The 22,785-nt window shown below is 60.3% G+C and carries 32 protein-coding genes; 15 read left to right on the forward strand and 17 right to left on the reverse strand.

Annotated features, from left to right (window positions below; genetic code table 11):
• Positions 1 to 3: 3 nt before the first annotated feature.
• Positions 4 to 921: a polyphosphate kinase 2 gene (gene ppk2, locus AO684_RS20190; protein ID WP_054304538.1), complete on the reverse strand. Its 918-nt coding sequence runs from the start codon at positions 919 to 921 to the stop codon at positions 4 to 6.
• 200 nt (positions 922 to 1,121) lie between these two features.
• Here ppk2 and AO684_RS20195 point away from each other — a divergent pair, with 200 nt between their 5' ends.
• Positions 1,122 to 1,910 carry an inositol monophosphatase family protein gene (locus AO684_RS20195; protein ID WP_054304539.1) on the forward strand — a complete coding sequence of 263 codons (789 nt, stop codon included), beginning with the start codon at positions 1,122 to 1,124 and terminating at the stop codon, positions 1,908 to 1,910.
• Here the strand turns inward: AO684_RS20195 and AO684_RS20200 are convergent, their stop codons facing one another.
• Positions 1,911 to 2,660 carry a rhomboid family intramembrane serine protease gene (locus AO684_RS20200; RefSeq protein WP_054304540.1) on the reverse strand — a complete coding sequence of 250 codons (750 nt, stop codon included), beginning with the start codon at positions 2,658 to 2,660 and terminating at the stop codon, positions 1,911 to 1,913.
• Positions 2,661 to 3,071: 411 nt separating this feature from the next.
• Positions 3,072 to 3,707, reverse strand: a complete 636-nt coding sequence (locus AO684_RS20205; RefSeq protein ID WP_054304541.1) for a hypothetical protein — start codon at positions 3,705 to 3,707, stop codon at positions 3,072 to 3,074.
• A 749-nt stretch (positions 3,708 to 4,456) separates the two neighbouring features.
• On the opposite strand from AO684_RS20205, the gene AO684_RS21435 reads away from it, so the two are divergent.
• Genes AO684_RS21435 through AO684_RS21675 form a run of 3 tightly spaced genes read left to right on the forward strand, consistent with a single transcriptional unit; the run spans position 4,457 to position 5,489 of the window.
• Positions 4,457 to 4,756: a hypothetical protein gene (locus tag AO684_RS21435; RefSeq protein WP_082401163.1), complete on the forward strand. Its 300-nt coding sequence runs from the start codon at positions 4,457 to 4,459 to the stop codon at positions 4,754 to 4,756.
• Positions 4,753 to 5,106 carry a hypothetical protein gene (locus tag AO684_RS21440; protein ID WP_082401165.1) on the forward strand — a complete coding sequence of 118 codons (354 nt, stop codon included), beginning with the start codon at positions 4,753 to 4,755 and terminating at the stop codon, positions 5,104 to 5,106. Before AO684_RS21435 ends, AO684_RS21440 begins: the two co-directional genes overlap by 4 nt.
• Positions 5,103 to 5,489 (forward strand): hypothetical protein, encoded by a 387-nt coding sequence (locus AO684_RS21675; protein ID WP_152968486.1) that lies wholly within the window; start codon positions 5,103 to 5,105, stop codon positions 5,487 to 5,489. The genes AO684_RS21440 and AO684_RS21675 overlap by 4 nt, the downstream gene beginning before the upstream one ends.
• A gap of 238 nt (positions 5,490 to 5,727) precedes the next feature.
• Here AO684_RS21675 and AO684_RS20215 read toward each other — a convergent pair whose 3' ends face one another.
• The gene (locus AO684_RS20215) at positions 5,728 to 6,480 is read right to left on the reverse strand and encodes a Crp/Fnr family transcriptional regulator (protein WP_054304543.1); all 753 of its coding nucleotides are present in this window, start codon (positions 6,478 to 6,480) and stop codon (positions 5,728 to 5,730) included.
• A 172-nt stretch (positions 6,481 to 6,652) separates the two neighbouring features.
• Between AO684_RS20215 and AO684_RS20220 the strand changes: the two genes are divergently transcribed.
• From AO684_RS20220 to AO684_RS20235, 5 genes are all read left to right on the forward strand, one after another.
• On the forward strand, positions 6,653 to 6,892 hold the full coding sequence (locus AO684_RS20220) for a hypothetical protein (protein WP_054304631.1): 240 nt from the start codon (positions 6,653 to 6,655) through the stop codon (positions 6,890 to 6,892).
• 549 nt (positions 6,893 to 7,441) lie between these two features.
• Positions 7,442 to 7,648: a cold-shock protein gene (locus AO684_RS20225; RefSeq protein WP_054304544.1), complete on the forward strand. Its 207-nt coding sequence runs from the start codon at positions 7,442 to 7,444 to the stop codon at positions 7,646 to 7,648.
• Positions 7,645 to 7,884 (forward strand): hypothetical protein, encoded by a 240-nt coding sequence (locus tag AO684_RS20230; RefSeq protein ID WP_054304545.1) that lies wholly within the window; start codon positions 7,645 to 7,647, stop codon positions 7,882 to 7,884. The genes AO684_RS20225 and AO684_RS20230 overlap by 4 nt, the downstream gene beginning before the upstream one ends.
• 197 nt (positions 7,885 to 8,081) lie before the next feature.
• Positions 8,082 to 8,252 (forward strand): hypothetical protein, encoded by a 171-nt coding sequence (locus AO684_RS21445; protein WP_235451329.1) that lies wholly within the window; start codon positions 8,082 to 8,084, stop codon positions 8,250 to 8,252.
• A gap of 170 nt (positions 8,253 to 8,422) precedes the next feature.
• Entirely contained in the window at positions 8,423 to 8,674 is a 252-nt protein-coding gene (locus AO684_RS20235; RefSeq protein WP_054304546.1) for a DUF982 domain-containing protein, read from the forward strand.
• 312 nt (positions 8,675 to 8,986) lie between these two features.
• Here the strand turns inward: AO684_RS20235 and AO684_RS21915 are convergent, their stop codons facing one another.
• Both AO684_RS21915 and AO684_RS20240 read right to left on the reverse strand, forming a co-directional pair.
• A complete protein-coding gene (locus AO684_RS21915; RefSeq protein ID WP_161806032.1) occupies positions 8,987 to 9,163 on the reverse strand; it encodes a hypothetical protein in 177 nt (58 codons plus the stop codon).
• A gap of 2 nt (positions 9,164 to 9,165) precedes the next feature.
• Positions 9,166 to 9,909, reverse strand: coding sequence for a lysozyme (locus tag AO684_RS20240; protein WP_200907842.1), 744 nt, complete (start codon positions 9,907 to 9,909; stop codon positions 9,166 to 9,168).
• Between the two features lie 121 nt (positions 9,910 to 10,030).
• On the opposite strand from AO684_RS20240, the gene AO684_RS21920 reads away from it, so the two are divergent.
• Positions 10,031 to 10,195 (forward strand): hypothetical protein, encoded by a 165-nt coding sequence (locus tag AO684_RS21920; RefSeq protein WP_161806033.1) that lies wholly within the window; start codon positions 10,031 to 10,033, stop codon positions 10,193 to 10,195.
• On the opposite strand, the gene AO684_RS20245 is transcribed toward AO684_RS21920, so the two are convergent.
• The 6 genes from AO684_RS20245 to AO684_RS20270 all read right to left on the reverse strand — a co-directional run bounded on the left by AO684_RS20245 (position 10,161) and on the right by AO684_RS20270 (position 17,151).
• A complete protein-coding gene (locus tag AO684_RS20245; RefSeq protein WP_054304547.1) occupies positions 10,161 to 10,460 on the reverse strand; it encodes a hypothetical protein in 300 nt (99 codons plus the stop codon). The genes AO684_RS21920 and AO684_RS20245 overlap by 35 nt on opposite strands.
• Before the next feature lie 70 nt (positions 10,461 to 10,530).
• Positions 10,531 to 10,956 carry a hypothetical protein gene (locus tag AO684_RS20250; protein WP_054304548.1) on the reverse strand — a complete coding sequence of 142 codons (426 nt, stop codon included), beginning with the start codon at positions 10,954 to 10,956 and terminating at the stop codon, positions 10,531 to 10,533.
• Positions 10,953 to 11,285, reverse strand: a complete 333-nt coding sequence (locus AO684_RS20255; RefSeq protein ID WP_054304549.1) for a hypothetical protein — start codon at positions 11,283 to 11,285, stop codon at positions 10,953 to 10,955. Before AO684_RS20255 ends, AO684_RS20250 begins: the two co-directional genes overlap by 4 nt.
• A 12-nt stretch (positions 11,286 to 11,297) precedes the next feature.
• Complete coding sequence (locus AO684_RS20260; protein WP_152968487.1) at positions 11,298 to 12,335, reverse strand: pyocin knob domain-containing protein; 1,038 nt, start codon at positions 12,333 to 12,335, stop codon at positions 11,298 to 11,300.
• On the reverse strand, positions 12,335 to 13,225 hold the full coding sequence (locus AO684_RS20265; protein ID WP_054304551.1) for a hypothetical protein: 891 nt from the start codon (positions 13,223 to 13,225) through the stop codon (positions 12,335 to 12,337). The genes AO684_RS20260 and AO684_RS20265 overlap by 1 nt, the downstream gene beginning before the upstream one ends.
• A complete protein-coding gene (locus tag AO684_RS20270) occupies positions 13,222 to 17,151 on the reverse strand; it encodes a hypothetical protein (RefSeq protein WP_152968488.1) in 3,930 nt (1,309 codons plus the stop codon). Before AO684_RS20270 ends, AO684_RS20265 begins: the two co-directional genes overlap by 4 nt.
• Before the next feature lie 837 nt (positions 17,152 to 17,988).
• Between AO684_RS20270 and AO684_RS21680 the strand changes: the two genes are divergently transcribed.
• Both AO684_RS21680 and AO684_RS21685 read left to right on the forward strand, forming a co-directional pair.
• Entirely contained in the window at positions 17,989 to 18,291 is a 303-nt protein-coding gene (locus tag AO684_RS21680) for a hypothetical protein (RefSeq protein WP_152968489.1), read from the forward strand.
• A gap of 413 nt (positions 18,292 to 18,704) precedes the next feature.
• The gene (locus AO684_RS21685; RefSeq protein WP_152968490.1) at positions 18,705 to 19,562 is read left to right on the forward strand and encodes a hypothetical protein; all 858 of its coding nucleotides are present in this window, start codon (positions 18,705 to 18,707) and stop codon (positions 19,560 to 19,562) included.
• 16 nt (positions 19,563 to 19,578) lie between these two features.
• Here AO684_RS21685 and AO684_RS20275 read toward each other — a convergent pair whose 3' ends face one another.
• Both AO684_RS20275 and AO684_RS20280 read right to left on the reverse strand, forming a co-directional pair.
• Positions 19,579 to 19,911 (reverse strand): hypothetical protein, encoded by a 333-nt coding sequence (locus tag AO684_RS20275; RefSeq protein WP_152968491.1) that lies wholly within the window; start codon positions 19,909 to 19,911, stop codon positions 19,579 to 19,581.
• A gap of 41 nt (positions 19,912 to 19,952) precedes the next feature.
• A complete protein-coding gene (locus tag AO684_RS20280; protein ID WP_145693801.1) occupies positions 19,953 to 20,429 on the reverse strand; it encodes a hypothetical protein in 477 nt (158 codons plus the stop codon).
• 202 nt (positions 20,430 to 20,631) lie between these two features.
• Between AO684_RS20280 and AO684_RS20285 the strand changes: the two genes are divergently transcribed.
• From AO684_RS20285 to AO684_RS20295, 3 genes are read left to right on the forward strand one after another with little or no spacing between them, the layout of a single operon-like run.
• Complete coding sequence (locus tag AO684_RS20285; protein ID WP_054304555.1) at positions 20,632 to 20,820, forward strand: type II toxin-antitoxin system HicA family toxin; 189 nt, start codon at positions 20,632 to 20,634, stop codon at positions 20,818 to 20,820.
• A 49-nt stretch (positions 20,821 to 20,869) separates the two neighbouring features.
• The gene (locus AO684_RS20290; protein WP_054304556.1) at positions 20,870 to 21,268 is read left to right on the forward strand and encodes a type II toxin-antitoxin system HicB family antitoxin; all 399 of its coding nucleotides are present in this window, start codon (positions 20,870 to 20,872) and stop codon (positions 21,266 to 21,268) included.
• Positions 21,269 to 21,281: 13 nt separating this feature from the next.
• Positions 21,282 to 21,524: a hypothetical protein gene (locus tag AO684_RS20295; RefSeq protein WP_054304557.1), complete on the forward strand. Its 243-nt coding sequence runs from the start codon at positions 21,282 to 21,284 to the stop codon at positions 21,522 to 21,524.
• 133 nt (positions 21,525 to 21,657) lie between these two features.
• On the opposite strand, the gene AO684_RS20300 is transcribed toward AO684_RS20295, so the two are convergent.
• Genes AO684_RS20300 through AO684_RS20310 form a run of 3 tightly spaced genes read right to left on the reverse strand, consistent with a single transcriptional unit; the run spans position 21,658 to position 22,705 of the window.
• Positions 21,658 to 22,092 (reverse strand): hypothetical protein, encoded by a 435-nt coding sequence (locus tag AO684_RS20300; RefSeq protein WP_054304558.1) that lies wholly within the window; start codon positions 22,090 to 22,092, stop codon positions 21,658 to 21,660.
• A 5-nt stretch (positions 22,093 to 22,097) separates the two neighbouring features.
• The gene (locus AO684_RS20305) at positions 22,098 to 22,358 is read right to left on the reverse strand and encodes a hypothetical protein (protein ID WP_145693799.1); all 261 of its coding nucleotides are present in this window, start codon (positions 22,356 to 22,358) and stop codon (positions 22,098 to 22,100) included.
• A gap of 2 nt (positions 22,359 to 22,360) precedes the next feature.
• Positions 22,361 to 22,705, reverse strand: a complete 345-nt coding sequence (locus AO684_RS20310) for a hypothetical protein (RefSeq protein ID WP_054304560.1) — start codon at positions 22,703 to 22,705, stop codon at positions 22,361 to 22,363.
• Positions 22,706 to 22,785 lie beyond the last annotated feature (80 nt).

Genomic DNA, 22,785 nt, shown 5'->3' on the forward strand with positions numbered 1-22,785 from the left:
CAGTCAGTATTTCGACGGCACATACAACTCGGGCGGCAGCACCGCCCGTTCGTAGGACGGATTGAACACGCGATCCGGCAAATGGATTTCCTCGTGCGGGACAGGGCCATAGGGCACCATGCTCAGGAAATGGTCGATACAGTTCAGCCGCGCGCGCTTCTTGTCATTGCCCTCCACGATATACCATGGCGCCTCGGCGATATTGGTGCGGGCGAACATCTGTTCCTTGGCCTTGGTATAACGCTCCCACCGCACCCGCGATTGCAGGTCCATCGGGCTGAGCTTCCATTGTTTCATCGGATCGTGGATGCGCATGAGAAAGCGGAACTGCTGTTCTTCGTCAGTGATCGAGAACCAGTATTTCACCAGCCGGATACCCGAACGCACCAGCATCCGTTCAAACTCCGGCACGTCACGGAAGAACTCTTCTACCTGATCCTCGGTGGCGAACCCCATCACCCGCTCAACCCCGGCGCGGTTATACCAGCTGCGGTCGAACAGCACGATTTCCCCGGCCGCCGGCAGATGCGGCACATAGCGCTGGAAATACCACTGGCTGCGCTCGCGTTCGGTGGGCGCGGGCAGCGCCACGGTGCGCACCACGCGCGGGTTCAGCCGCTGGGTGATGCGCTTGATGACGCCCCCCTTCCCGGCCGAGTCGCGCCCCTCGAACAGCACCACGACCTTTTCACCGGAATGCACCACCCAGTCCTGCAACTTGATCAGTTCCGACTGCAGCCGGATCAGCGCATGCATGTAGGTGACACGGTCCAGCGCATTCGGGTGCTTTTCCTTGTAGATACGGGCGATTTCCTCGGAAATTGCCACATCTTCCAGCTCCAGCTCGTATTCCTCGTCCAGCGTATCAGCCAGCTCTGCCGCCAGCCAGTCACGCCCCGGAAGATCCTCTTCGCCGTTCATCACCGCCCCCTGTCCTGCGCACGGTCGTTTCGCGCCGAGACAAACCATGTCCACATGACGGTTTCGTGACAGGTTGATAACATCTGTCCCCGGTGGTGCCGGATGCAAGACAATGCCCCGCCCCCTTCACAAAGCGTGCATTCCGGTCTAGAAGCCCCGGCTTGAACATCCGACATGACCGAACGAACCGAGGAAAGCCGATGCAAGGCAGCGCCAACCTGAACGTGATGATCAAGGCGGCCCGCAAGGCCGGCCGCAGCCTTGTGAAAGACTTCCGCGAGGTGGAAAACCTTCAGGTCTCGGCCAAGGGTCCGGGCGACTTCGTGTCGAAGGCCGACCGCGAGGCGGAACGCATCATCAAGGAAGAGCTGATGGGTGCCCGCCCGACCTATGGCTGGCTGGGCGAGGAAACCGGCGAGGAAGCCGGGCAAGACCCGACCCGCCGCTGGATCGTCGATCCGCTGGACGGCACCACCAACTTCCTGCACGGCATCCCGCACTGGGCGGTTTCCATCGCGCTGGAACACAAGGGCGAGATCACCTCGGCCGTCGTGTTCGACGCCGCGAAGGATGAGCTTTACTGGGCCGAAAAAGGCGCCGGGTCGTGGATGAACGACAAGCGTCTGCGCGTCTCGGGCCGTCGCCATATGCATGAGGCGCTGTTTTCCACCGGCGTGCCTTTCGGTGCAAAGCTCGGCCTGCCCGCCGTGTTCCAGGATCTCGCCCGCCTGATGCCCGCCACCGCCGGGGTGCGGCGGCTCGGCTCCGCCTCGCTCGACCTCGCCTGGGTTGCGGCAGGGCGTTACGACGGCTTCTGGGAACGTGGCAACAAGATCTGGGACATTGCGGCCGGTATTCTGCTGGTGAAAGAGGCCGGTGGCCTGATGTCGGGCATCCGCGAGGGGCAGGACATCCTCGAAAGCGGCTCTGTCATCTGCGCCAACGAAGCCCTGTTCGAGCCCTTCCGCAAGATCATCCGCGGCGAGTGATCAGCGGCCGCGCCGGGGGACCACCGGCACCCGGCTGCGCGACAGCCGGTAAGTGGCGGGCGGATGGGCCGGGTGTCCCTCGGTCCGCCGCCAGAAGCCGGGGCCACCGCGCCGCAGCCACACCAGAAGCGTCAGCACGAAGCCTGCCACGAAACCGCCCGCATGCGCCCAATACGCAACGCCGCCCATATCGGTTGGTGTGCTGATGCCCGATACCAGTTGCAGCGCGAACCAGATCCCCAGCACCGCCCAGGCCGGAATGGCGAAGATGCGGAAGAAGATCACGAAGATCACCAGCACATCGACCCGCGCGCGCGGAAACAGCAACAGATAGCCCCCCATCACGCCCGCAATCGCCCCCGAGGCGCCAACCATGGGAACGGGCGAAGACGGTTCAGCCGCCACCTGCGCGAAAGCCGCAGCGAGGCCGCAGGCCAGATAGAAGCCCAGAAAACCCGCATGGCCGAACTGGTCTTCCAGATTGTCGCCGAAGATCCAAAGAAACAGCATGTTCCCCAGCAGATGGGCCCAGCCGCCGTGCAGGAACATCGCGGTCAGCAGCCCGCCGTAATGGCCCCCGTGTATCAGATCGGCTGGCACCAGCCCGTAGCGGTAGAAAAACCCGTCCAGCGCCGCGCCATCGGGCAGCACCAGCCAGTAGCTGACGAAAATTGCCACATTGGCCGCGATCAGCGCCCAGGTGATGTACGGGGTACGCCCCGAAGGGTTATGGTCACGGATCGGAAACATCCGCTCACGCTTCCCGATCCCGCGCCGCGCGTCAAGTGACCGGCGTAAACGAGGCGCGTTGCCGCTCCGGGCAACGCCTCCCGCGCCTGAAACAGAGACGGGCAAAAAGGCTGAGAGAGGATCAAGATGGTCGGGGCGAGAAGATTCGAACTTCCGACCTACGGTACCCAAAACCATACAGAAACCATGACATGAAACGCGGTTTTCTGCAAACCGCTAGATTTTCTGCCCTTTTAGATTCAATGGGTTATGCGGCATGTGCAAACCGCAGCTTCGCCAATGTAGAGGAAGTCGTTCATGCGCCTCATGACGCTCGCACGCGGGCCGTCTTGGCTTTTGCCAACCGCCTTTCAGCGCGTGCGTTTGCAAGCAACAGCCTGATCGTGCGCCCTCCCGAGCGCCAATATCTGCTCACGACCAACTATCCGGGGCTTGCCCTCCACGGACTTCCAAAGGCCCGCGTGATGCGATACGCCGCGCCATGCGTACAGCTGCGTCGAAAGCTTCAGTTTCGAGCTTGAAACTGCGGATCAGTCGCCCGTCCACCAGCAGATCCCAAGAATCCTCGCGCTGGCGGATCATGAAAAGCGTCGGAGTGAAGAAGCCCAGAACCGGCGCACCTACTGCTGATTTATCTTCAGTTGGGATCACCTCGGTGAGGATAACTTTCGCAAAGTTCGGAACGCTTTGACCGAGAATCTCGATCGCACGGATGAATTCAGCCGCATAGTCTTCTGTTTCGACATAGTTTTGCTCATAACGCTTCATCGACAGAGGCGTCACAAAGGTCTTTTTCAACCTTTCCATATACTGAGGGTCGAGTTCAGTCAGATGCGCAATCAGCGATTGCAGTATGCGTTCATGTGCCAGGACGCGCCGCTCAAGAGTTGTCACTTCCGAAGCTCTTTCTTGTGAACTTGCAGGCATTGTGTCCTGAAGAACCGGCATCCCTTCATTTTCCGCCCGTTCGATTTGATCCTTGATCATCGGCCTGTTCTCAGGCTTGTAACCAAAGAATATCGGCTGCGCGGTGTCATTATAGAGCATGGCAACCTCCAAAGGGTTAATTGAGAACAAATCACGGGGCGGCGGGCAGAAACTCCCGCCGCCCCGCAGCTCGGTTAATTCATGCGAATGGTTCCAGAGAGCTGAAGAAGCTATACCTCTTTGCCCAAACTTTCGCCGAGCTCCGTTCAGGCTGGCGGCAGAAACTTTGCAATGTAAGCGCCTGCAGATGCCAGCCCGTCGCGCAACAGCATGATCAAGCCTGTTGGGGCTTTTCTGCGCGAGTCTGTTCCGTTGCCGGAGGGTCGCCAGCTTCGCGGCGCTTCGGGTCGGTTTCCGAAGGTTCGCCCTGCTGCTTCTGGTGGGGGTCTTGTGCCTGGCCGTAGCCAGTGTGCTTTTTGTCGGTACCCATGATCGGGTCCTCCATATTGTCGCTCGGGATTTTCCCGCGACAAGCAATACATAGGCCCGAAGTCGCCATTCTCCTAACTCTTTCTTGGCGGCTCAGCGTAAGCGCATACGAACGCTCATTTCTTTTTTCTATTACGCATGGTGCAGGAAAAATCAGAGCGGCAAACCCTGATAGCAAGTCGTTCCTCGCTGGCCTGCGTCACATTCCTAAGTGAAGAAAAAGCAACTTATCACTGCGTTCAATGCATTATCCGGAACCTGCGATTAAGATACCCGCCTCAACCCTAACCTGTGATAGCTACGGCTGCTTTAGGCCGGGTTAGGATGGCAAGCCGCATCGCAGGCAGAAAATCTGCTTACGCGCGATCAAAGGGGGGGGCATGCCGATCCAATCATCCATCTTGCATCTCACGTTTGTACATCCATTCAACCTTGCCGGTTACTCCGAAACGTTTCCAGCAGGCTCCTACGATGTACTGACGGAGTACGAATTGCTGTATGGGCTGAGCTTTCAAGCTCACCGTCGAGTTTCAACCTTCTTACGCGTCGAAGCTCGAGCAGGCGTGACAGAGCTGCTCCCTACCACAGAAAACGACTTGGAGGCCGCCTTGGCAAGGGACACGGCCAGTCACGAAATCTCCGACGCCACGGTATCCATTTCATCGAAGGAAACAAAATGAACACACCTAAATGGCTGAAGCCCGGCCTGTACGGAGCGCTCGTCGGTGCAGCCGCGCTGGCTTTGATTGGATTCAACTGGGGCGGCTGGAAGACCTCTGGAGGCGCAGAGCAACTGGCAGCGAACCAGTCATCCGTCGACGTGACGGCAGCACTGGTCCCCGTTTGCGTCGAGAGATCCCGCGCTGACCCGGCGGGAACCTCCAAACTCGAAGCCCTGCGCGCCGAGTCGTCGATTGGACAGCCCGCCGCCCTGATGAAAACGGGCTGGGCCACGCCGCCGGGAAAAGACAATCCTGATATCATTCTTGCACGAGCCTGTCTTAAGGCACTGGCGATCACAGCACCATGACCGACAATCTTGATGAGCCTCCTGCTACCGGGACAATTACGCTGGCTCCCTCAGATATCGATATTGAGGTGCATTCCTGCAGCGCTGGGACCGTAACTGATCTCGACGACAGCAGAACTTCTGCCGACTTGTTCCTCGTTTTCCTTCGGAGATCAATGCGCGGAACCGCCTCATTCGATCCTCGCCTACGCTTGAAGGCTGCAGACACCCTCCTGCTACAAGGGCCTGCGCGGAGGTGGCCAGATGCGGCAGGTCGCTTGCGTTATGTGGTGGAACAATACCTGCTGACCCTCGACGGGCAAAACAGCCGCAATCAAACTCTGGCTCGACGAGCTTTAAGAGATATCGCCTTTCTCTTGCACGAGGCGGAAGAGGCGAATTGATCGCAGAAAACCAAATCATTGTGCGTCACTCCAGGTGGATAGTATCAAGCCTTCGCTGACTATCCACCCGACGAGGCTGGCAACCTCTAGATCACATCAGGACCCACCTCAATCCAGAACAGGATCGAGTATAGGCCGATCAAAAGCAAACTATCCAATCCTCAAGGACGGGGCCCTGCGTTGAATTGGCACCAGCTTCTGTCATTAAAAATTTTACCTTCTTGTTTCCAAAAACACTTCAATTTATTAATGGCCCATCGTGATCAAGATACGCCCGGTCAAAACTGGCGAAATCGACCAATGCGTCATAATTGTTGAACTCTACGCGGCCCCGACGGAATGTAACCAATCCGTCCTCGCGCAATTCCCGCAGGACGCGGTTTACATGAACCGCGCTCAATCCCAGAGCATCGGCCAAGAGATACTGCGAAAGCGGACAGGCAAACCCTGTGCTGTTTCCCATGCCAACCAATCTCAGCCGCGCACCCAGCTCCAAAAGGAAGTGCGCCATCCGTTCGGATGCAGACCGTCGCCCCAGGTTAACAAGGTGCTCAACGACCATTGCTTCATCCCGAGATGCCGCCCATAAAATAGCAGTAGCCAGACGTGGTGTTTCAGAAAATGCAGCCAATAGATCACGCTGTGTCACCTCTGATGCCTGAATAGGCGTTACCGCCTCAACATTATGATCAGATGCACGAAACAGCACAGACCGTAGGCCAAGAAAATCTCCCGGCACCTGAAAATCAACGATTTGCCGCGTTCCTCCACTCAGCAGTTTGTAGGAGCAGGCCCATCCTGAAGCCAGTACAAAGGCCGACTGCCCCGCCTGTCCCTGGTGGATGAGTTCGGCACCCATGGCAAAGTTAAGCCTTCTGCGGAACATGCCCGCCACGACCTCAACATCATTCGGTGAGAGCCGAACAAAGGCAGATAACTTCCTGGCCAACGGGTTGTCTTGGTAACGTTGGATAGCAGGTCGCTCGGTCATGGACATTCCTTCGAGCTCAGCAGCAGCCGTCTGCTCTCAACCAATCTTGTTCAGACAAAGGAAGGGCAACATGCTGATCTGCGTCAGCTCGCTCGTGCTATTTCCTGCCACATTTCCAGAGGCTGGCCGCCTGTTCTTCCAGCATGGCAGAAACTGCACAGAAAGTCGAAAAATGATATACCCCAAACCAGACGTTGCCGGGCATGCCGCTCTCGCGATCTGCGAGTCACTCTTGCTGGCCCTGAACGACCGCAGGATTCTACCTGAACAGGAGATCTTGGGCATCCTCCAAGACGCCGCTGCTGCGCATGAAAACGCCTCGGGAACAAACGCTGACCCGGTTCTGCATCAAGAAGTGGCAAATTTGATTCAGCACATCATCAACAGCGGGAACTCTGTGCGCCGAATTTGATTTTACCATTTGATAACAACGAGATATGAAACCGGCATGTTACGCACGAACATCTCTCCGTTCACGATACCAAGCCTTGCACAGTGGAATCATTGCGTATTTTGACAAGGCGCGCGCCCCCACCGGCGCCTCTTCGCCGGGCTTGGTTGCGATAGCGGCAGGCCATGCTTCTCGATCAGCACTGCGCTCCGCGTCCTCCGCCGCGCCCGCACTACGCGAAACCAGGGCTCCAGCTCCCACGCACGTCCACCTCTTTCAGGCCATCGTTGCCCGTCCATGTCCCGGTCACAAAGCTGGTAACGACCTCTGTCGAACAAATCAGACCCGAACATAGGCGATCTGGCGACAATTATACCTAATGTCGGGCCGAGGGCGAAACTCTGTAAAAGAATCCTTGCAATCTGACGGTACGACACCCATCTGTGATGAGCTTATGTTTCTTCTCTTCGAAATGCTGTCGCCGCTGACCCGGTTCCGGTTGATCGACCTGGATCGACTTTTGCCGGACTGCCGCGATCCTGCGGGCAGCATTTATAGGAGAACACGGATATGGCCAACGGCACCGTGAAATGGTTCAACACCACCAAAGGTTTCGGCTTCATCGAGCCTGAGCAGGGCAGCAAGGATGTGTTCCTGCACATCTCGACCGTCGAGCGCGCAGGCATCGGCCAGTTGACGGACGGCCAGAAGGTCACCTTCGACGTCGAATCCGGGCGCGATGGCCGCCAGTCGGCCTGCAATCTGGCACTTGCTTGAAAACTTCGCTGGAAGACCTCATCCCCGGCGTCCCCGAGCAAACGGGAAATGGTGGCAAGCTTCTGAAGCCCACCTTTCCTGGCACCAAAGCTGTTGTATCAGGTCCGATGTCTCTGAAGGAGAAAGCGACCGTCAACGCCATGGACACGCTGGAAGAAGAGGCCAAGGCGCGCGCGGAGAAAACCGCGCGCCTCCGGGCTGCGCGGCAAGAGCGCGATTCCGGCAGCACACGATAGGCTGACCACTGCGTACCCCAAGAAGGGGCAGCATGGGTCGCGCCGCACCTAAAGGCATTTGTTTATCAGGCGAGCGCATCAAGTGATGCGGTTCCTTTGCGGCGCTTACCCCTCCCGAAGGATGCTTGCCCAGACGACCTGTTCCACGTTCTGCTGGCGACAGGCCAGATGCATGACATATTTCGAGGAGAGAAATAATGGGATACTCATCCCCTAAGAAACAGCTGGACCTCAAAGAATTCCTGAGCACGCCAGCAACGAAGCGGCCGAGCGCAAAAGGCTTTGGCTTCCGTAAGTACCCTTTTCCCAAGGATGCCACGCCAGAGACCACGCCCGACACCCCGGAGGCTGACGGCAAGGAAAGCTGATCCGCCACGACTGAAAGACCTTTTGTGCCCTGCCACTGCTGCCGGGCACGAACCCACCTGCGGTGAGACTCACCGCATCGAACAGATCCCGGCGCCGATCTTACAGGTCTCGCGCAGGGCAGCCCTGTGAAGTGGCAGCCCGGATCTACTGAAATTGAAAGACACTACGAATGATGGAAATTCAATGGGGCCAGCCCGTGGTCCTGATTACCCCGCATGATGGCGAGGCGGAACGCTTCGGCACAATCGAGAAAGCCCGTTACTGGCTGCGCCGCAAATGGCCGGTTTCGGACAATGCCCGAAACACGGCGCTGAGACAGGTTGAAGCCGCAATGGATTGCATGCAACCCGTCGAGGAGGCGCGCAATGCTTTCCTTGTCGCGGCTCTTTCAGCCGGATTTGTCGCTGCACGCGCCATCTGAATGATCTGGATGCCTCCCGCCCAAGTTTTTGGGCAGAGGCACCATATGCATTGGCCACGCCTTTAAGAGCGGGTCACAGAGACCCGTACCTGACCTACATGCTGCGGTCAAATCGGAGCGTGGGATGATCCGGCAAGCAGCGACAATCCGCTGTACCGCGCACCGTTCATCACACGCGACTTGTCCCGCCAGGCAGGACCACTACTCTCGAAATTGCAGTGTCCTAACCCCACAACTGCCCGCGCAGTTCAACGAGCGCGCAACGCCCCGCCATCCCCCCAGATTGGCGGGGCATCTCATTGTGCGGCTGCCTCAGCGAGCCTTGTCGCGCTGGCGGCTGGCCCAAAGCGCGGCCAGCACGGCTCCGACGGCAAGCGCGGCCTCGATAATGGGCTGCTGAAGTTCGGCCGGCACCCAGCCCTTAGCGACGGCATAGGCCAGCGCGGGCGGCAGGATGTGGCGAGCGAGGCGGGCGATTTCGGTCTGCATGATCAGGCTCCTTTGATGATGAATTGGATCTTGTCGTGGGCGTCGCGCGCGGCCTGCACGGCGGCGGCAGTGAGCGGGCCGAAATCACCATCGAGTCGCGCGCGATAGAGGCCGATGGATTGCAGGACGGTTTGCAGGTCACGGACACGCTCGCCCTTGCTGCCCGGCCCGAGTGGCCCCTTCGGCGCGCGATGGGGCAGCATCGCCAGCACATCCTCGACTGACAGCGCGCGCTGGACCTGCCAGACCACCCTACCCGCCTCTGTCACGCCCCAGACCGGCGCGGACTTGTCGGGATAGGTGCCATCGCGGAACAGCCGCTGCTCAGCCATGCGGCGGGGAATGATCTCGGCAGGGCTGCGCCAGTTGAGGATCGCCGTGATCGCGGCGTCACGCTTGCCGTGGTTGAACTGGCTTACCCACTCGGCCCTCGCGATGGCGCCCGTGTTGTAGTGGAACGACACCGCCGCATCGAACTCATGCTGAGCCAGCGGCACCGTGAAGGCGGCCCGCACATCCGCCTCATAGACCGGCAGGTCACGGGCGAACTGGTCGAACACCTCGAGCAGCGCCACGTCCAGATCTGCCGGCATACCACGCGGCATCTTCGCCGGATCAGGCGCCCCGGCTGCGGCCGTGTGGCCAATGCCCCAGGTCCAAACACCCACACTGTCAAGATATGGGCCGGGCACGATACCCTCGTGCGCCACCAGCGTGGCAATGCCGCGTGGCGATATGGTCTGCATCATCATGCTCCATGAAAAAGCCCGCGCGAGGCGGGCGAGTGGTTTCCGGGTTGCGTTGATTGAGGGATGCCCCCTATACACGCGTCAGTTGTTAGTGATTGATCAGGAGGGATTGTCTCCCATGGAACGCAGCCGAAACTTGCGTGCCGAACTCTCTGCCTACATCGCGCGCACGGGCCTCACGCAGGAAGCGCTGGACGATCTGGCGGCGAAAATCTGGAATGAACGGGCCACCGATGACCTGCGCATCCTCAGGGTTTGCGCCAGAGGCGCCAAAGCTCGATGATCTGCCTGGGGTCGTTGATCCCGATCAGCAGCCAGCGCATCGCGCCCTCTGCCGTCAGGGTCACAATGGCGGCAGCGATGGGCAGCGGCACGCCGAACACCTGCGCAGCATAGTCAGCACTGACCCCGGCCGCGCCGATGCCGACAATCATCGTCACCATGACCTTGGCCGGACTGAGCTGTCTGGTTGTCCTGATCTTGACGATGAGCGCGACGATGACCGCGATCCAGAAATCAAGGCTGCGAAACGGGGATGGATCTTGCACGGCGCCTCCTGCGCATGAAAAAGCCCGCGCGAGGCGGGGTGGGATATTGGGGATCATGACGGGGTGCGGATCAGGCCCCGATGAGCCTTTCATGCATTTCGGCAATCGCCGCCTCGACCTCCTCAACCGCCGTCGCGGCGTCGATTGCGGCGTTGGCGGTGAGCCGGAGGGCCTCCAGATCAGCAGCGGCGCTGCGCCACAGGGTGGCGAGGTTGAGCCAGATCTGCGCGAGGCTGGCGGCGTCGGGGGCGGTGATGCCCAGCTCGGCCGAGAGCAGCGGATAGTCGGCAATACCCGGCGCGGGATCTGCTATCCAGGCGCGGGCCTCTGCTTCCTTGGCGAGGTAGATCATGCTCTGCCCAGGCAGATCGGTGATCATCCTTGCACGCGCCTGTGCAATGGCAGCCGTCAGTCCGGCGCGGGCTGCGACCTTTGCCCCCTCCAGTTCAGCAGCCGCGCGGGCTTCGGCGGTGATCGTCTTGCTCCAGTCGATCATTGGCTGATCTCCTCAGGACTATAGCTTGGCAGAAGGATCGGCCCGTCTGTCGTGACAAGGATAGGTTCGGGATGGGTGACCACCCGCGATTCAGGCGGTGCGGGCCACGGGATCGGGCCATGCGGCAGGATCAGTGTCAGATGGATCACACCATCGATACGGCGTACCTCCGAGGCCAGCCAGTCGCAGGGCACCGCTTCGCGCGGCAGAACGGCGCCCTCGGGCAAGGGACCAAAGTCGAGATCAACGCCGTTGACGGTCAGGACATCCCCCTCCTGGGACAGGGTGAGGGTGGCATCCGAACGAATGGGCGAAAACGAGATGTACATGGGTGGACCTCCTCAGTACCAGCGGCCGACGGCGCGAAGATCAGCGCGGGCCGTAAGCGCAGCACCGCCTGTATTAGCCAGAACGAACACGCCGCTCGAAGCACCTGAAGGCGTAGCGCAGACCCGCAGATATTGCGCTGCGGCGAGGCGGTCGGCAGTCGTGTTGGTCGCCCGCGCGGTGGCCTCTACCGCAGGTGTCGTCCCGCTCAGGAAGCTGGCCGGGAAAGTCCAGGACTGATCGCCACTGTTCGCCCCACCAGCCAGCGAAGCATCATAGGCTGCATCTCTCCAGCACCACTGGGAGCCATCTGCAAGCCGGACGTATTCGCCATTGGTATTGCTACCGCGTTCAATGATCGCCCCGGTCGGCACACCTGCGGATTGACTGGCTGGCCCGACGATGTTGTCCCGCATCAGGATCTCATCCCATGCAGTCCAGCCATCGGTTCCACGACTGCGGACGTACTGGCGCAGACTTGCTGTGCTCGCCGTGGTTCCACCGAAGGTCGTGTAGATCTGGACCACATTCTGAGCGGCCCGGAAGATCACCTGCAAGGCGCCAGCCGCATTTGACGGGTAGTTGTTACCTGTCGTGTTTGCGGTGCTCGGGTTGTAGTAAACGCCCGAGGTCAGGATGTTGTCCAGGTTATCTGTCGCCCCCAGAGAGATCGCGGTTCCCAGCCCGAAATCTCCCGTCTTCAGCAGCCGCCCCGCTGTCGTGTCGTTGGGCGACTGTGTGACTGCGGTGCCGATCAAAGGCACATCGATCTGCATCCCCGTGTTGGAAAGCAGCCATCTGGTAACCCCACCCGTCACGGCCGCAAGCTGGTTCGCGCCAGGGCGGTAAAGCCCTGTATCCGGGTCAGCGGCAAAACTGATACCCGGATTCGCGGCGCTGCCATTGAGAAACAGCCCCGGCCCTGTCGCAAGCGCCAGGGCATTGAACTCCGGCACAGCCGTCACAAGCCATGCAAGGAATGAATCCATTCGTGGAGAGAATGTCGCCGGGTTATTGCGCGATGGCGCCGGCGGCGGGAGAGTGATCGGCATCAGGTAAGCCCCTCGACTTCAAGGTTGCCAAAAGATCGGTTGGTGGTGAGCGGGATCGAGAAGTCCCGGAAGAACCCGTACACTGTGGTCCCGTACTGGCTGGTGGAGGGACCGGCGTAATAGACCGCCGGCGTTGCCCTCAGCCGCGCGAGGATACCGCGAATGCGCCGCGCATCCTCAGTTGGGAAAGCGAACCGAAAACTCGCGGTCTGGGCATAGGCGCGTTCGATGATGATCGCATTGCCGAAATCATCACGTTCCTTGCGCGAGAAATCCTCGATGCCGATCGCGGTATCGACAAGCGCCTCGCCAAGGATCTGGTCACGGCCGACAACGATTTGTCCGACCTGTGTCGCGCTCCCGCTGGTCACGGTGATATCGAGCGTCACACCGGAATAGATCGGCACTCCGGTGACAATCTCCTGCGTGTCATAGACCACCGGCTCGAAGCAGTAGGACCAGCCATCGAAAACAGCGCTGTTGTCGACGATGGTGCGCGTGACATCATAGATGACCCCATCCACCGGATCGGTCACCTTGACCCGAACCGATGATGCGTTGAGCCCGAAGAACGCAACAGCATCCGCAAGGCTGCTGATCTGAAGCGAATAGGTGATGCTGCCCGTCTTCACGACCGGATCGGAGATCAGCCGGTCAAACGCCTTCCAGCGGTTCGTCGCCCCCAGCTTCAGCCAGTAGGTGCTGCCCGCGTCCAGCAATGGGTCCTGCCCGGTATGCGCTTGCACGGCCTCATAAACAGCATGCCCCCGGATCACCTGGTTGCCGACGGCATAAGCCGTCCCGGCATTCCACGCCGCGGCATCGGTTTCCGGGACATTGGACGAAACCAGCATGGCTTCGGTAATGGCAATCGGCTCAACCACCCTCATTCTGTGCGCTCCGCAGGCAGACCATTGGCATCCCAGTCCCGCACGATCCGGGCCTGCTGACGCTCGTACCCTTCGATCCTCAGCAGCAGCTGGGTGTTTTCCGCGCGGGCGGCGGCAACCTCCCGGCGCAATTCGGTGATCGCCTCGACCACGGCACGATTGTCGAGCATCTCCCGGGTCTCACGCGGGCTGTAGACCCGGGACGGGGCCACGAGCTCCAGATCATTTTCCCCGATATATGCCGGGCCGCCGCTATGCTGACCGCCGCGGGCAAATGCCGGGTACTTCTGATCTTTCAGCCACTTTTCCGCCGCTGCTCTGGTGATGAATTGTGCCCCGCCTGGCCCGATGGTACCCCGGATTCCACCGAGCGGGCCAAGGATCGAAAAGCCCTCGACCCTACCGTCATCGCTGCCGTATTGACGCCAGAAGATCCGGAAATCGTCCAGCGTCAGGCTTTCACCCTGTGTCTCCTCCGGCAAAAGGCTGTCGAGATACCGGCGTTCGCGCGATCCCGTGGGATCATAGATCGTCCCGCGCAAAAGATCGCCCTTGCTATACCCCGCCACACGGTTGCGCAGCGTGTTCCGATCCATTCCGGTAGCATCGATCCCGAGGATTTCGGCCATCCGCGCAAGTTCGGTATCATCGACAAAGGCACGGCCTTCGCCATCGCGGGTCAACGTCCCCACATAGGCGTTCAGCGCCGCAACCTTTGCCGCACGCTCCTGCCGGTTGCCCTCAGCCTCTATCACTTTCCGCAAATCCGCGAGCGACCCGCCCAGTGTGGCGAGCGCGCCCCGCATCGTGGCAAGCGGATTGGCAATATTCGAGGTCGTCGTCGTCTCGAACCATACCGAGAATGCCTTTGCAGGCTCGAATGCGAAGCTCCCGCCAAGCAGGATCTTGCCCGCCGTGGTCCCGTTGATCGCATCGAGAAGGGTCTTCTGTCTGTCATTGAGCCCGGAAAGATCCACAGCCCCCTTGATCGTGCGAAGAATGGTCGAGGTGGTGGCGCGCAGCATCCTGAGCTGATCCGCCCCCAGCTTTGCCAGGGTCACGCCACCCGCGATTGTGATATCGACCCTTCCGGCTTCGGCAAGAAGCATGCGGCGTTGGTCCACTGTCAGCGTGCCGGAAGCCTTGAAGATCGCCGCACGGTTCACCGTTCCGGAAATCGCAGCGAGCAACAGGCGCTGATCGGTGGTCATGGACCCTGTTGCCCTCAGATCCGCATTCTTCCGCACCGTCTCGCTGATCGCGCCAAGCAGCATCCGCTGATCGGCTGAAAGCGCAGACAGCGCGATCTGGCCCGTGATCGTCTTCTGGAAGGCTTTGCTGCCTGCCCCGATCTGCGCCAGAAACAAGGCCCCGGTGGGTGACAGCCCTGCCAGGCTGATTGCGGCACGGATCGTCTTGAAGGACTCTTGTGCCGATGAAATCAGGGCCGCGCGCTGATCGGCCGTCATGCTGCTGGCAAACACGGACGCAACCGTAATCGCCCGCGCGGCGGCCGTGTTTGCATTCAGCAGGAGGCGACGGGTCGGGCCGTCCATGTCCGAAGCGAGAACACCCGTTATGTTCGCGATATACTCACCCTGCTGCGCCAACAGAATCCGGCGCGCGCGCTCCCCCATCTGCGCGCTGATCGCCGCCTCGATCATGGCGGCGTAGCTGCCCTGCTGGGCGATCACGATCCGCCGCACACCGTCGCTGATCCCGGGAGATAGCGAGGCCATGACGCTGACCGCATATGCGCCGACATTCCCGAGCGCGAGACGCATCGCAGCCGGGCTGATCCCGGAGGAAAGCGTCGCCGTCACAACACGCGACAATTCCGAGTTTCCGGCCAGCGCGATCCGCATCACATCGACCGGCAGCGCAGCCCCCGTCAGCAGATGTACGGTCTTTTGCAGGCTCGACACATCGGCCAGTGCCAGCCGCGTCAGATCATGGCCCAGATCGTTCCGGGCCAGGTAATCGATGGTCTTGATATGTTCGGAGGCTCCGGTCAGTGCCAGCCACTTCAGATCGGCAGGCAGATCACTGCGCGTCAGGAAATCAATATAGCCGGTGACGCCGGTCGCTGCATTGTTCAGCAAGGCGCGCAAATGCGGCGGGATATCGGCATCCGCGATCACATCCACGGTCACCGCCAGGCGCTCCCGCAGGAACTGGTAATTGATCATCTCGGCCGCAGCGATGGCCTGCTGAAGGCCGCCCAGCTGCCCGTTCAGCTGATCGATCATCGCCTCGTCCAATACGCCACCGCCGGCGAGGAAATCCCGCACCTCGGTCAACACATCGATCTGCTGCCCCAGCAGCCCGGCGATCACGTCATGCCGGGCCCCCTCGATATCTGCAACACCCTGCACCAGCCCAAGGTCGGACAGCACCCGCGCCTGCGCCCGCGCCAGTTCCACACGGTTGCGCGCCATATCGCGCTGGCTTGCCAGCATCGCATCGGCGGCGCCGGTCAGATCACCAACCGCCGCGATATCGCCTGCCACAGCGCGCGCCAGAATGGCCTGATAGCGTGCCTCATTGTAAACCAGCGCCTGCTGCCCGGAGACCAGCGCCCCAGCCGTGCCACGAAGCCGGTCAATATAGTCTCGGATCGATTGCGCCGCGCGGTACCAAGTCCGGGCTGCATCCAGCGCCGCCCGCTGCGCCTCTGTCGTCGCATCGATCGTCGCGTCCAGCCCGGTCGAGACCATGCCCGTCAGTTGCTCCATTTCGCGCGTCATTTGGGCAATCGAAGGCAGAACCTGATCCATCACCCCGGAAAGGCCGATCAGCGTTGCATAGAGCTCCTGCTGTTTCTTGTCGGTCAGATCCAGCGCCTCGACCATCAGCCGGTATTCCGCCCGCGACCTCGGCATGGCAGCCCCGAGCCTGGCCAGCTCCGCCTCGGCCCGCCGCGTGGCGGTCGCGACCTGTTCTTCCTGTGTGTAGAAGGTCTGGAAATAGTTCGCGGTTGCCGTGGCCATGTTGTCCAGACCGCCGAACGCATCGGCCAGCGATGATGCGACATCCCCGCCGACAAGCCCCACCATGTCGAACCGATGCCCCAGCAGATCCACCACGTCGCGGACGCCGGTCAGGCTGGCCGACAGTCGGGTCAGCGTATCCAATGCGGTTTCGCCCGCCCGGGTATAGGCGTCCGTCCCCAACACCAGTTCGGCCATCCCTGCCCCGGCCTTGGCCATTTCCGCCTGCAAGGCCTGAAGCACCTGTTCCTCGGACATGTCCTTGGTGCTGATCTTGAAATCATGCACGAAATCAGCAATCGCGCCCGATCCCAGATCCAGTACCCCCGCCATGTCGCGGATATTGCCGCGCAGATCGGCATAGGCGAGGCCGATGGTATCAGACACCTGCGGGTCCAGTGCTTCGGTCGAGGTCTTGTTCGACCGGAACAACCCGCCCTTGTAGTACCGATAGGACGAGCCATCGAACGTGTCGCCGGTGAACTGGCCCATCACGCCGGTATCGGCCAGCTTGCGCCCGAACAGCGCCTTGCCGAGCGACATGACAAGCCCGATCCCGCCCGCGATCATGCCCACGGTGCCCAGCATGCTGCCCAGACCGCCCAGCATCCCTGCCCCGCCCGCGCCGGTACCGCCAAAACCGAACAGCTTGCCGATGCCGCCAAGGAAGCCTTTTCCGGATGCCAGCCCTTTGCCCAGCCAGCTGTCCTTGCCGATCAGGCTGCCAAGGCCGAGCAGGCCGGGCGCGCCGCCAGCTGCGCCAGCCGCGGGAACCTTTCCATCCGCAGGCAGAATGCCCATCGAGACCATGATCTGCTGTTTCGCAGCATCCGCGATCATCTGGTGCAGGGTCTGCCTGAACAGATCACCAAGGCCGGAGATATCCTTGCCCCCCGACATCACGAAATCAGCCCAGGCATTCGACAAATCGCCCACGAGTGGAATCGCATCCGCCAATTCTTGCGAAACTAGCTTTTGGCCCCTGCCGAACTCTTCCTGCGTGAGCTTTCCAGCCTTGTAGAGCTGCGTCAGTTCAGCGAGCTCAGTGTTGTATCTTTCCAGAGGTGTTTGCGTTTCTTTCAGCCGGTCACGCCATTTATCAGCCGCCTTCGCAAGATCATCTGTTGCTTTGGCGGCCCCTCCAGCCTTCTTTGCACTGTCGCCCAGCCCAGACCTTAGACTGGGAAGCTCGAAGAGCTTTTCATCGTCCGAAAGCACGGTTGAAAGTTGGCCAATGGCTTCCTTGGCCTTGCCAAAGCCATCAGCAGTAATCGCACTGGCCCGCGCTGCGGCTTCGCCAGATGCAATAAAAGCATCCGTGGACGCCTTCATCGACGAAGTAACCATTTCATCAGCTGTTGAGGCCAAGCCGTCCAGACCCATCGACGCTAGAAAATCCCGCCATGCCCCGGCAATAACTGTGAGCATGTCAAAAAAGTTGGACTTCACATCTTCCCACACCGAAGCGAGCCCAGCCGGAATTGCGCCCGCAGAGATAACGATCCCCTCCCAAACACCTGACACAACGTCGCCCATCAGAGAAAACGCCCTGCCAATACCCCCAGCAGCCTTTGTGACGCGGCCAAACTGATAGACCAGCTCTCCGGCCCCCACGATCAGCGCTCCTATCCCGGTACGGATCAGCGCGCCGCGCAGTACCAGCAAAGCCCCGGACAAAGTGCCGGTGGCGACGGCCGAAGCCAGCAAACCAGCCACCCACTTCCCTGCGAATAGTGCGGCAGCAGTCCCTGCATAAACGACGATCCGGTCAAAATGCTGGGCCAAAGTACCGATGGCAGTGCGCGCGGCCGTGACGACGCCGGTGGCCTGATCAAGCTGATCGGTCATGCGTTTCACCGCTTCGCCTACCCCATCAATCTTGGGGATGACAGCCGCACCGATAGCCACCAAAGTACCGAGGATGGCCCCGAAAAGCGCTATTTTGCCAGAGAAGCCGAAAGCGCCCAGCAGTTGTGGAAGCTGCTGAGACAGTGCTGTGACAGCGGCAGTTCCAGCCGCCACTTGGACGAAGAAGTCCTGCACCTGGAAGCTAGCATTTGTGATGGCGCCGGTTAGCCGGTTGCTGCCCGCAGCGGCGGCAACATTGGCCTCGCGAAAACCTCTCGCCACAACACCGCCCCTGCTGGACAAGCCGATGAACCGACCCATGGCAGCAATCAGCCCCTGCATGCCACCAGTGCTTTGCACAATAGCGCGCTGGTTTTGATCTAGCTGGTCCGTCACACGCCGAACACCATTGGCACCTGCGATCATATCTGTCGCCAGCCGCCGGGTTGAACGCGACAACCGCTGCGCTGTCGTACCAACCTGCCCGGCAGCTCCTTCAATCTTGCGAATATCACGGGCAGATTCGTCTGCGCCGCGAGTTGTCAGCCGAATGGACAGCTCAGCGAAAGTGGTCATACTGCGTTCCATTTCTGATAGAAAAGCCCCCATGGCAGGAAAACCCGGGGGCAATGTGAGGCTCGATGCATTTGCAATTTTTCGCCGCTATCCTTTTGGCACTTCCAGGTACTGCCCTCGCTGAAACGCCCATACCCAATCTTCCGAACCAAAGTGATGCCTCGGGATCTGGCCCTGTCATCAGAGAAATTCGACTGACTTCTAGCGAAATGGATGCTCTGCGCGTCGCGATAGAACGCTGCTGGAACGTTGGATCGCTTTCAACTGAGGCGCAGCGTGTTGCGGTAGAGATCGGGATGATCATCGGTACAGACGGCAGGCCGGTTGCATCGTCAATCGAGCTTCTTTCGTTTTCAGGCGGATCAGACAGCGCAGTAAGGCAGGCATACGAAGCTGCCCGGAGGGCAATCCTGCGTTGCGGATCACAAGGATTGCCGGTTCCTGCAAGAGCCGATCAAGAGGGTAGCCACATCACCTTTGGATTTCACGCGGCAGAGGCCGAATTTGATCAAGCCGCGCCAGCTGCAGGCAAAGCAGACCCTCGCGCTGTCGCAGCCTGCCAAAAGGAAGCGACAGGATTCATGGAAGTTGCTGCCTGCTTGCCGCACGCCCATGTTGCAGTTCTAACTCTGGACGCGTTTAGCAGAATTTACCCGCCAGAGGCTTTCGAACTCAAAGAAACTTGCCTTCGGATCAATAAGACTCTTGCGGGCGGGGCCACCTGCGTAACAGCAGCGATCTCCACCGCCGTGACACTACAATCGCACCTGCCCGATGGCACCGATCTCGATGATCCCTTGTTTTCCTCCATATCGTCCCCTCAGGACGAGAGTAAGTTAAATGCCGAAATTTCTGATGCCAGACGAGACTTCCCGGACCAGCCGCTTTGGGGGCTGATCCGTTACAGTCCCTTTAAAAGGTGATCTATCTCGCAAGACATCAGGTATTTGGCGATCTCTCGGCGGGGGCAATGACCATAGCATCATTTCGCGCTTCATCATGTGCAGAGCAATAGGCCCTGCACATGTGAAACAGGATACCCATGTCCGTGCCGTCCTCGACCGATCCCGTGCTGATCGCGAAGGCGAGGATGTCGGGCCACTCCAAAGGAATGGCTCCGGCAAAGCCCGACTTGCTGATACCGCACTCCCGGAAGGCGACAATCAGGTTGCGGTCATTCTCGCCCAGTTCCGGCAGGCCCAGTTCATGCCCAAGACGCAACCTCAGAGCACGATTTGTAACGCCCCGAGGCTGCTTTCTTTTCTCATTCACAGGATCCGCATCGAGCCACCCTGACTGCGCCGCCCAGAGTATTAGGCGGTCGCGTCGATCCGCAAAAAACGGGTACGATCCGCGATAAACTCATTCAGCTGATCAAACGCAGGACGATATGCCTCCAGGAACATGAGAAGATTGTCGTCGGTAAACGACAGCAGATAGCCCTTGTCTGCATCGGACCACGGGATATTCTTCCAGCCCACCACCCCGGCAGCGACCATCTTCATTGCTTCTTGCTCGGCTTGAGCCGATTTGATGCTCCGCTGCCGGTTGCGCATCGCATCCACCATTTCATGACGACGACGCCGATAGGTGCGGCTGTCCTGCCCGACCACAGTCATGATGCACGGCACCGCACCTTTCGCTTCCGCATCCACAGTCACAATCCAGCCGCGCTGCGCATCCTCAACGGCAAAGAGCGGCGTGAAGCCATCCGGGCCGACCAGATGGACCTCGGTGCCCTCGTTGCTGGCCAGCACCTTACCCATAGTTGCAAACGTCGTGAAATCCATGATCTTCATCCTTCAGGTTCTGGTTCAAGGGATGGGCGGCACCGGCTGAACCACGACCGGCGCCGCCCGGCTTACCTGCCCGACTGGCCTACATGCCGCAGGCCATGCACTCGGTCAGGAAAGATTTATGCACACTTATATACACACTCCCTTGACAAACGGTCAGAGAGTGTGTATATAAATACACATGAAAGGAGGGGCGATGGAGCTTGAAACGAATTCAAGAAAGCTCCTGAAAGTCTTGAAAGCAGAGGGTTTTGAGGAAGTGTCCAAGAAGGGTTCACACCTCAAGCTTCGGAAAGGGGATCGCACCGTGATCCTGCCGCATCCGAAGAAAGACCTGCCGCTCGGGACCGTCAGGAGCATCTACGAACAGGCCGGGCTTCTTTAGCCCGGCCACCCCATCGCCCCTCTACGAAACAACCACATGGGGTACTGCCATGCGCTACTACATCGCTATCGTTCACCAGGAAGGTGACAGTGCCTTCGGCCTGACCTTCCCCGACCTTCCCGGTTGCCATGCCGCTGCGGACAACTGGGCGGGCATCTCTGCCGCCGCGACCGAGGCTCTCGACCTCTGGTTCGAGGATATGCCGGATGTCGATCCCGCGTCGCTCGACCAGATCCGGGCCCGCGCCGATGTGGCTGAAGCCATTGCAGACGGCGCCGTTTTGCTGCCCGTGCCCTATATCCCGGCCGACACCGCCCCGGAGCGGGTCAATATCTCGATGGAACGTGGCTTGCTGCGCGCCATCGACGAAACCGCCAAGGCACGCGGCATGACCAGATCGTCCTTTCTGGCATCTGCGGCGCGCCGGGAACTGGTAGGCTCGGTTTGAGGATCAGGCCCGCATGACCGAGGAAGAGGAAACCGAGTTCCAGATGATGCGCGCAGAGGCTGCAATCTACAAAGCCATTGCCGAGATTTCGCTTCAGAGGCTTCCCCAAGGCCAGGCATTCAGCCTGCTTGAAGCCTTCCGCGCGCATACTATGGCTTCGTCACCAATCCAATCGCTCGGGCCAAGCGCTTCAGAGCGCCTTTACCGCTTGCTTGATGAACTTCAGAGGAAGTATCCGCCGCCATCTCGCGGGTGATCCTCTTCAGTTCACCCAGAAGCTCGTCCACGATTCTCTTCAGCGAACGGTTCACCAGCCTTCCCTCCTGTCCGGGCGCATAGGCGCTTCTCGTTGAGGATCAGGCCCGCATGGCGGCGGGCCTGAGACCATATCAGACGCGGACGGTCGCGCTGTTGACGCGGAATTCGCCGGTCTGGCCTTTCATGGTCGAGGCGGTGCGCTGACGATCCTTCAGGTTCGCAACCTTCCCGAAGAAATAGGTGATCTGGCCATCGGGATCGGTGATCTTCACCGACACCTCGTCATTGGTGTTGTTCTTGGTCTTGAGGATCGTCTGGCCGGCATCGGTGCCATTGCTCAGGATGGTGAACGCAACCGATCCGCCGTCCAGCGCGCCATTGGCGTGGTTGGTGCGACCGGCCAGCGTGGTCTCGGTCACATCCTCCGAACTGTCGCCCACCTCGCCCCATTCGGTGATGCTGCCGACGGCAGTATAGGTCAGTGCCGCGAAACCCGCCTGATCGACGGTCGCGGGCACGGCGGCGGAAACGGCGACGGTGCCGCCGATATAGGTGATGAATGCCATGGAAATCAGCCTTTCGATTTGCCCGCAGCGGGCGATTCAGGTTGGGAGGAAAGTGTCGGGGCGACCTTGGGCGCCTCGGGCGGCTCCACAGGGTCGGGATCGAACTGGAGGGTGAGCGCACCCGACAGTTCCTGACCGCGCAGGAAGGCCACGTTGTCAGCACAGCGCAGCACATCATTGGTGGTCACGAGTTCGCCCTGCCTCGGAACCACATGGCCAGTCGGCAGCGGGATCGGACGCAGACCGGGATTGAGGATCTTCGCCATGATCACGCCCCCAGCAGCATGGCCACGAGGCCGGTTCCGGTGACATTGATCGTGCCCTGCAAATAGGCCGAGATGCTGTCGAGCGGTACCAGGCGGGATGCACCGGCAGGGATGGAGCCGACCGCATATCCGGCAGAAACATCGACATTGCCGATGCCCGGTGCCGGAACCACGGTTCCGTCAGCCCCGTCGATGATGCAGGAAACGGCACCAGCCGTAGGGTTGCGCAGGATGAGAATCTGCCCGGTGCCCGCCTCGTACGCGAAGGTGTTGCTGGAGGTCAGCGTCACCTCGGTCACGTTGCGGGCACCGGGACCGCCCATCGTCGTCTTCGTGATGGTTGCCATGTGGAGCCTTTCGGACATGGAAAAGCCCCGCCGGATGGCAGGGCCGGATTAACCCGCTGATCCTGCGGGCCAGGAGGTTC

This window comes from Gemmobacter sp. LW-1 (genome assembly GCF_001303875.1).
GTDB lineage: Bacteria > Pseudomonadota > Alphaproteobacteria > Rhodobacterales > Rhodobacteraceae > Gemmobacter > Gemmobacter caeni.

What these genes read in the sequence shown, in the direction of transcription:
- AO684_RS21685 (WP_152968490.1), top strand. Translation starts at nt 18,705, where the DNA reads ATGCATTTGCAATTTTTCGCCGCTATCCTTTTGGCACTTCCAGGTACT.
- AO684_RS21435 (WP_082401163.1), top strand. Translation starts at nt 4,457, where the DNA reads ATGCCGATCCAATCATCCATCTTGCATCTCACGTTTGTACATCCATTC.
- AO684_RS21675 (WP_152968486.1), top strand. Translation starts at nt 5,103, where the DNA reads ATGACCGACAATCTTGATGAGCCTCCTGCTACCGGGACAATTACGCTG.
- AO684_RS20250 (WP_054304548.1), bottom strand. Translation starts at nt 10,956, where the DNA reads ATGATCGACTGGAGCAAGACGATCACCGCCGAAGCCCGCGCGGCTGCT.
- AO684_RS20290 (WP_054304556.1), top strand. Translation starts at nt 20,870, where the DNA reads ATGCGCTACTACATCGCTATCGTTCACCAGGAAGGTGACAGTGCCTTC.
- AO684_RS20280 (WP_145693801.1), bottom strand. Translation starts at nt 20,429, where the DNA reads ATGGATTTCACGACGTTTGCAACTATGGGTAAGGTGCTGGCCAGCAAC.
- AO684_RS20310 (WP_054304560.1), bottom strand. Translation starts at nt 22,705, where the DNA reads ATGGCAACCATCACGAAGACGACGATGGGCGGTCCCGGTGCCCGCAAC.
- AO684_RS20225 (WP_054304544.1), top strand. Translation starts at nt 7,442, where the DNA reads ATGGCCAACGGCACCGTGAAATGGTTCAACACCACCAAAGGTTTCGGC.
- AO684_RS20265 (WP_054304551.1), bottom strand. Translation starts at nt 13,225, where the DNA reads ATGAGGGTGGTTGAGCCGATTGCCATTACCGAAGCCATGCTGGTTTCG.
- AO684_RS21920 (WP_161806033.1), top strand. Translation starts at nt 10,031, where the DNA reads ATGGAACGCAGCCGAAACTTGCGTGCCGAACTCTCTGCCTACATCGCG.
- AO684_RS21915 (WP_161806032.1), bottom strand. Translation starts at nt 9,163, where the DNA reads ATGCAGACCGAAATCGCCCGCCTCGCTCGCCACATCCTGCCGCCCGCG.
- AO684_RS20215 (WP_054304543.1), bottom strand. Translation starts at nt 6,480, where the DNA reads ATGACCGAGCGACCTGCTATCCAACGTTACCAAGACAACCCGTTGGCC.
- AO684_RS20200 (WP_054304540.1), bottom strand. Translation starts at nt 2,660, where the DNA reads ATGTTTCCGATCCGTGACCATAACCCTTCGGGGCGTACCCCGTACATC.
- AO684_RS21445 (WP_235451329.1), top strand. Translation starts at nt 8,082, where the DNA reads ATGGGATACTCATCCCCTAAGAAACAGCTGGACCTCAAAGAATTCCTG.
- AO684_RS20305 (WP_145693799.1), bottom strand. Translation starts at nt 22,358, where the DNA reads ATGGCGAAGATCCTCAATCCCGGTCTGCGTCCGATCCCGCTGCCGACT.
- AO684_RS20205 (WP_054304541.1), bottom strand. Translation starts at nt 3,707, where the DNA reads ATGCTCTATAATGACACCGCGCAGCCGATATTCTTTGGTTACAAGCCT.
- AO684_RS20220 (WP_054304631.1), top strand. Translation starts at nt 6,653, where the DNA reads ATGATATACCCCAAACCAGACGTTGCCGGGCATGCCGCTCTCGCGATC.
- AO684_RS21440 (WP_082401165.1), top strand. Translation starts at nt 4,753, where the DNA reads ATGAACACACCTAAATGGCTGAAGCCCGGCCTGTACGGAGCGCTCGTC.
- ppk2 (WP_054304538.1), bottom strand. Translation starts at nt 921, where the DNA reads ATGAACGGCGAAGAGGATCTTCCGGGGCGTGACTGGCTGGCGGCAGAG.
- AO684_RS20235 (WP_054304546.1), top strand. Translation starts at nt 8,423, where the DNA reads ATGATGGAAATTCAATGGGGCCAGCCCGTGGTCCTGATTACCCCGCAT.
- AO684_RS20255 (WP_054304549.1), bottom strand. Translation starts at nt 11,285, where the DNA reads ATGTACATCTCGTTTTCGCCCATTCGTTCGGATGCCACCCTCACCCTG.
- AO684_RS20260 (WP_152968487.1), bottom strand. Translation starts at nt 12,335, where the DNA reads ATGCCGATCACTCTCCCGCCGCCGGCGCCATCGCGCAATAACCCGGCG.
- AO684_RS20195 (WP_054304539.1), top strand. Translation starts at nt 1,122, where the DNA reads ATGCAAGGCAGCGCCAACCTGAACGTGATGATCAAGGCGGCCCGCAAG.
- AO684_RS21680 (WP_152968489.1), top strand. Translation starts at nt 17,989, where the DNA reads ATGCTGGGCCAAAGTACCGATGGCAGTGCGCGCGGCCGTGACGACGCC.
- AO684_RS20285 (WP_054304555.1), top strand. Translation starts at nt 20,632, where the DNA reads ATGGAGCTTGAAACGAATTCAAGAAAGCTCCTGAAAGTCTTGAAAGCA.
- AO684_RS20300 (WP_054304558.1), bottom strand. Translation starts at nt 22,092, where the DNA reads ATGGCATTCATCACCTATATCGGCGGCACCGTCGCCGTTTCCGCCGCC.
- AO684_RS20295 (WP_054304557.1), top strand. Translation starts at nt 21,282, where the DNA reads ATGACCGAGGAAGAGGAAACCGAGTTCCAGATGATGCGCGCAGAGGCT.
- AO684_RS20240 (WP_200907842.1), bottom strand. Translation starts at nt 9,909, where the DNA reads ATGCAGACCATATCGCCACGCGGCATTGCCACGCTGGTGGCGCACGAG.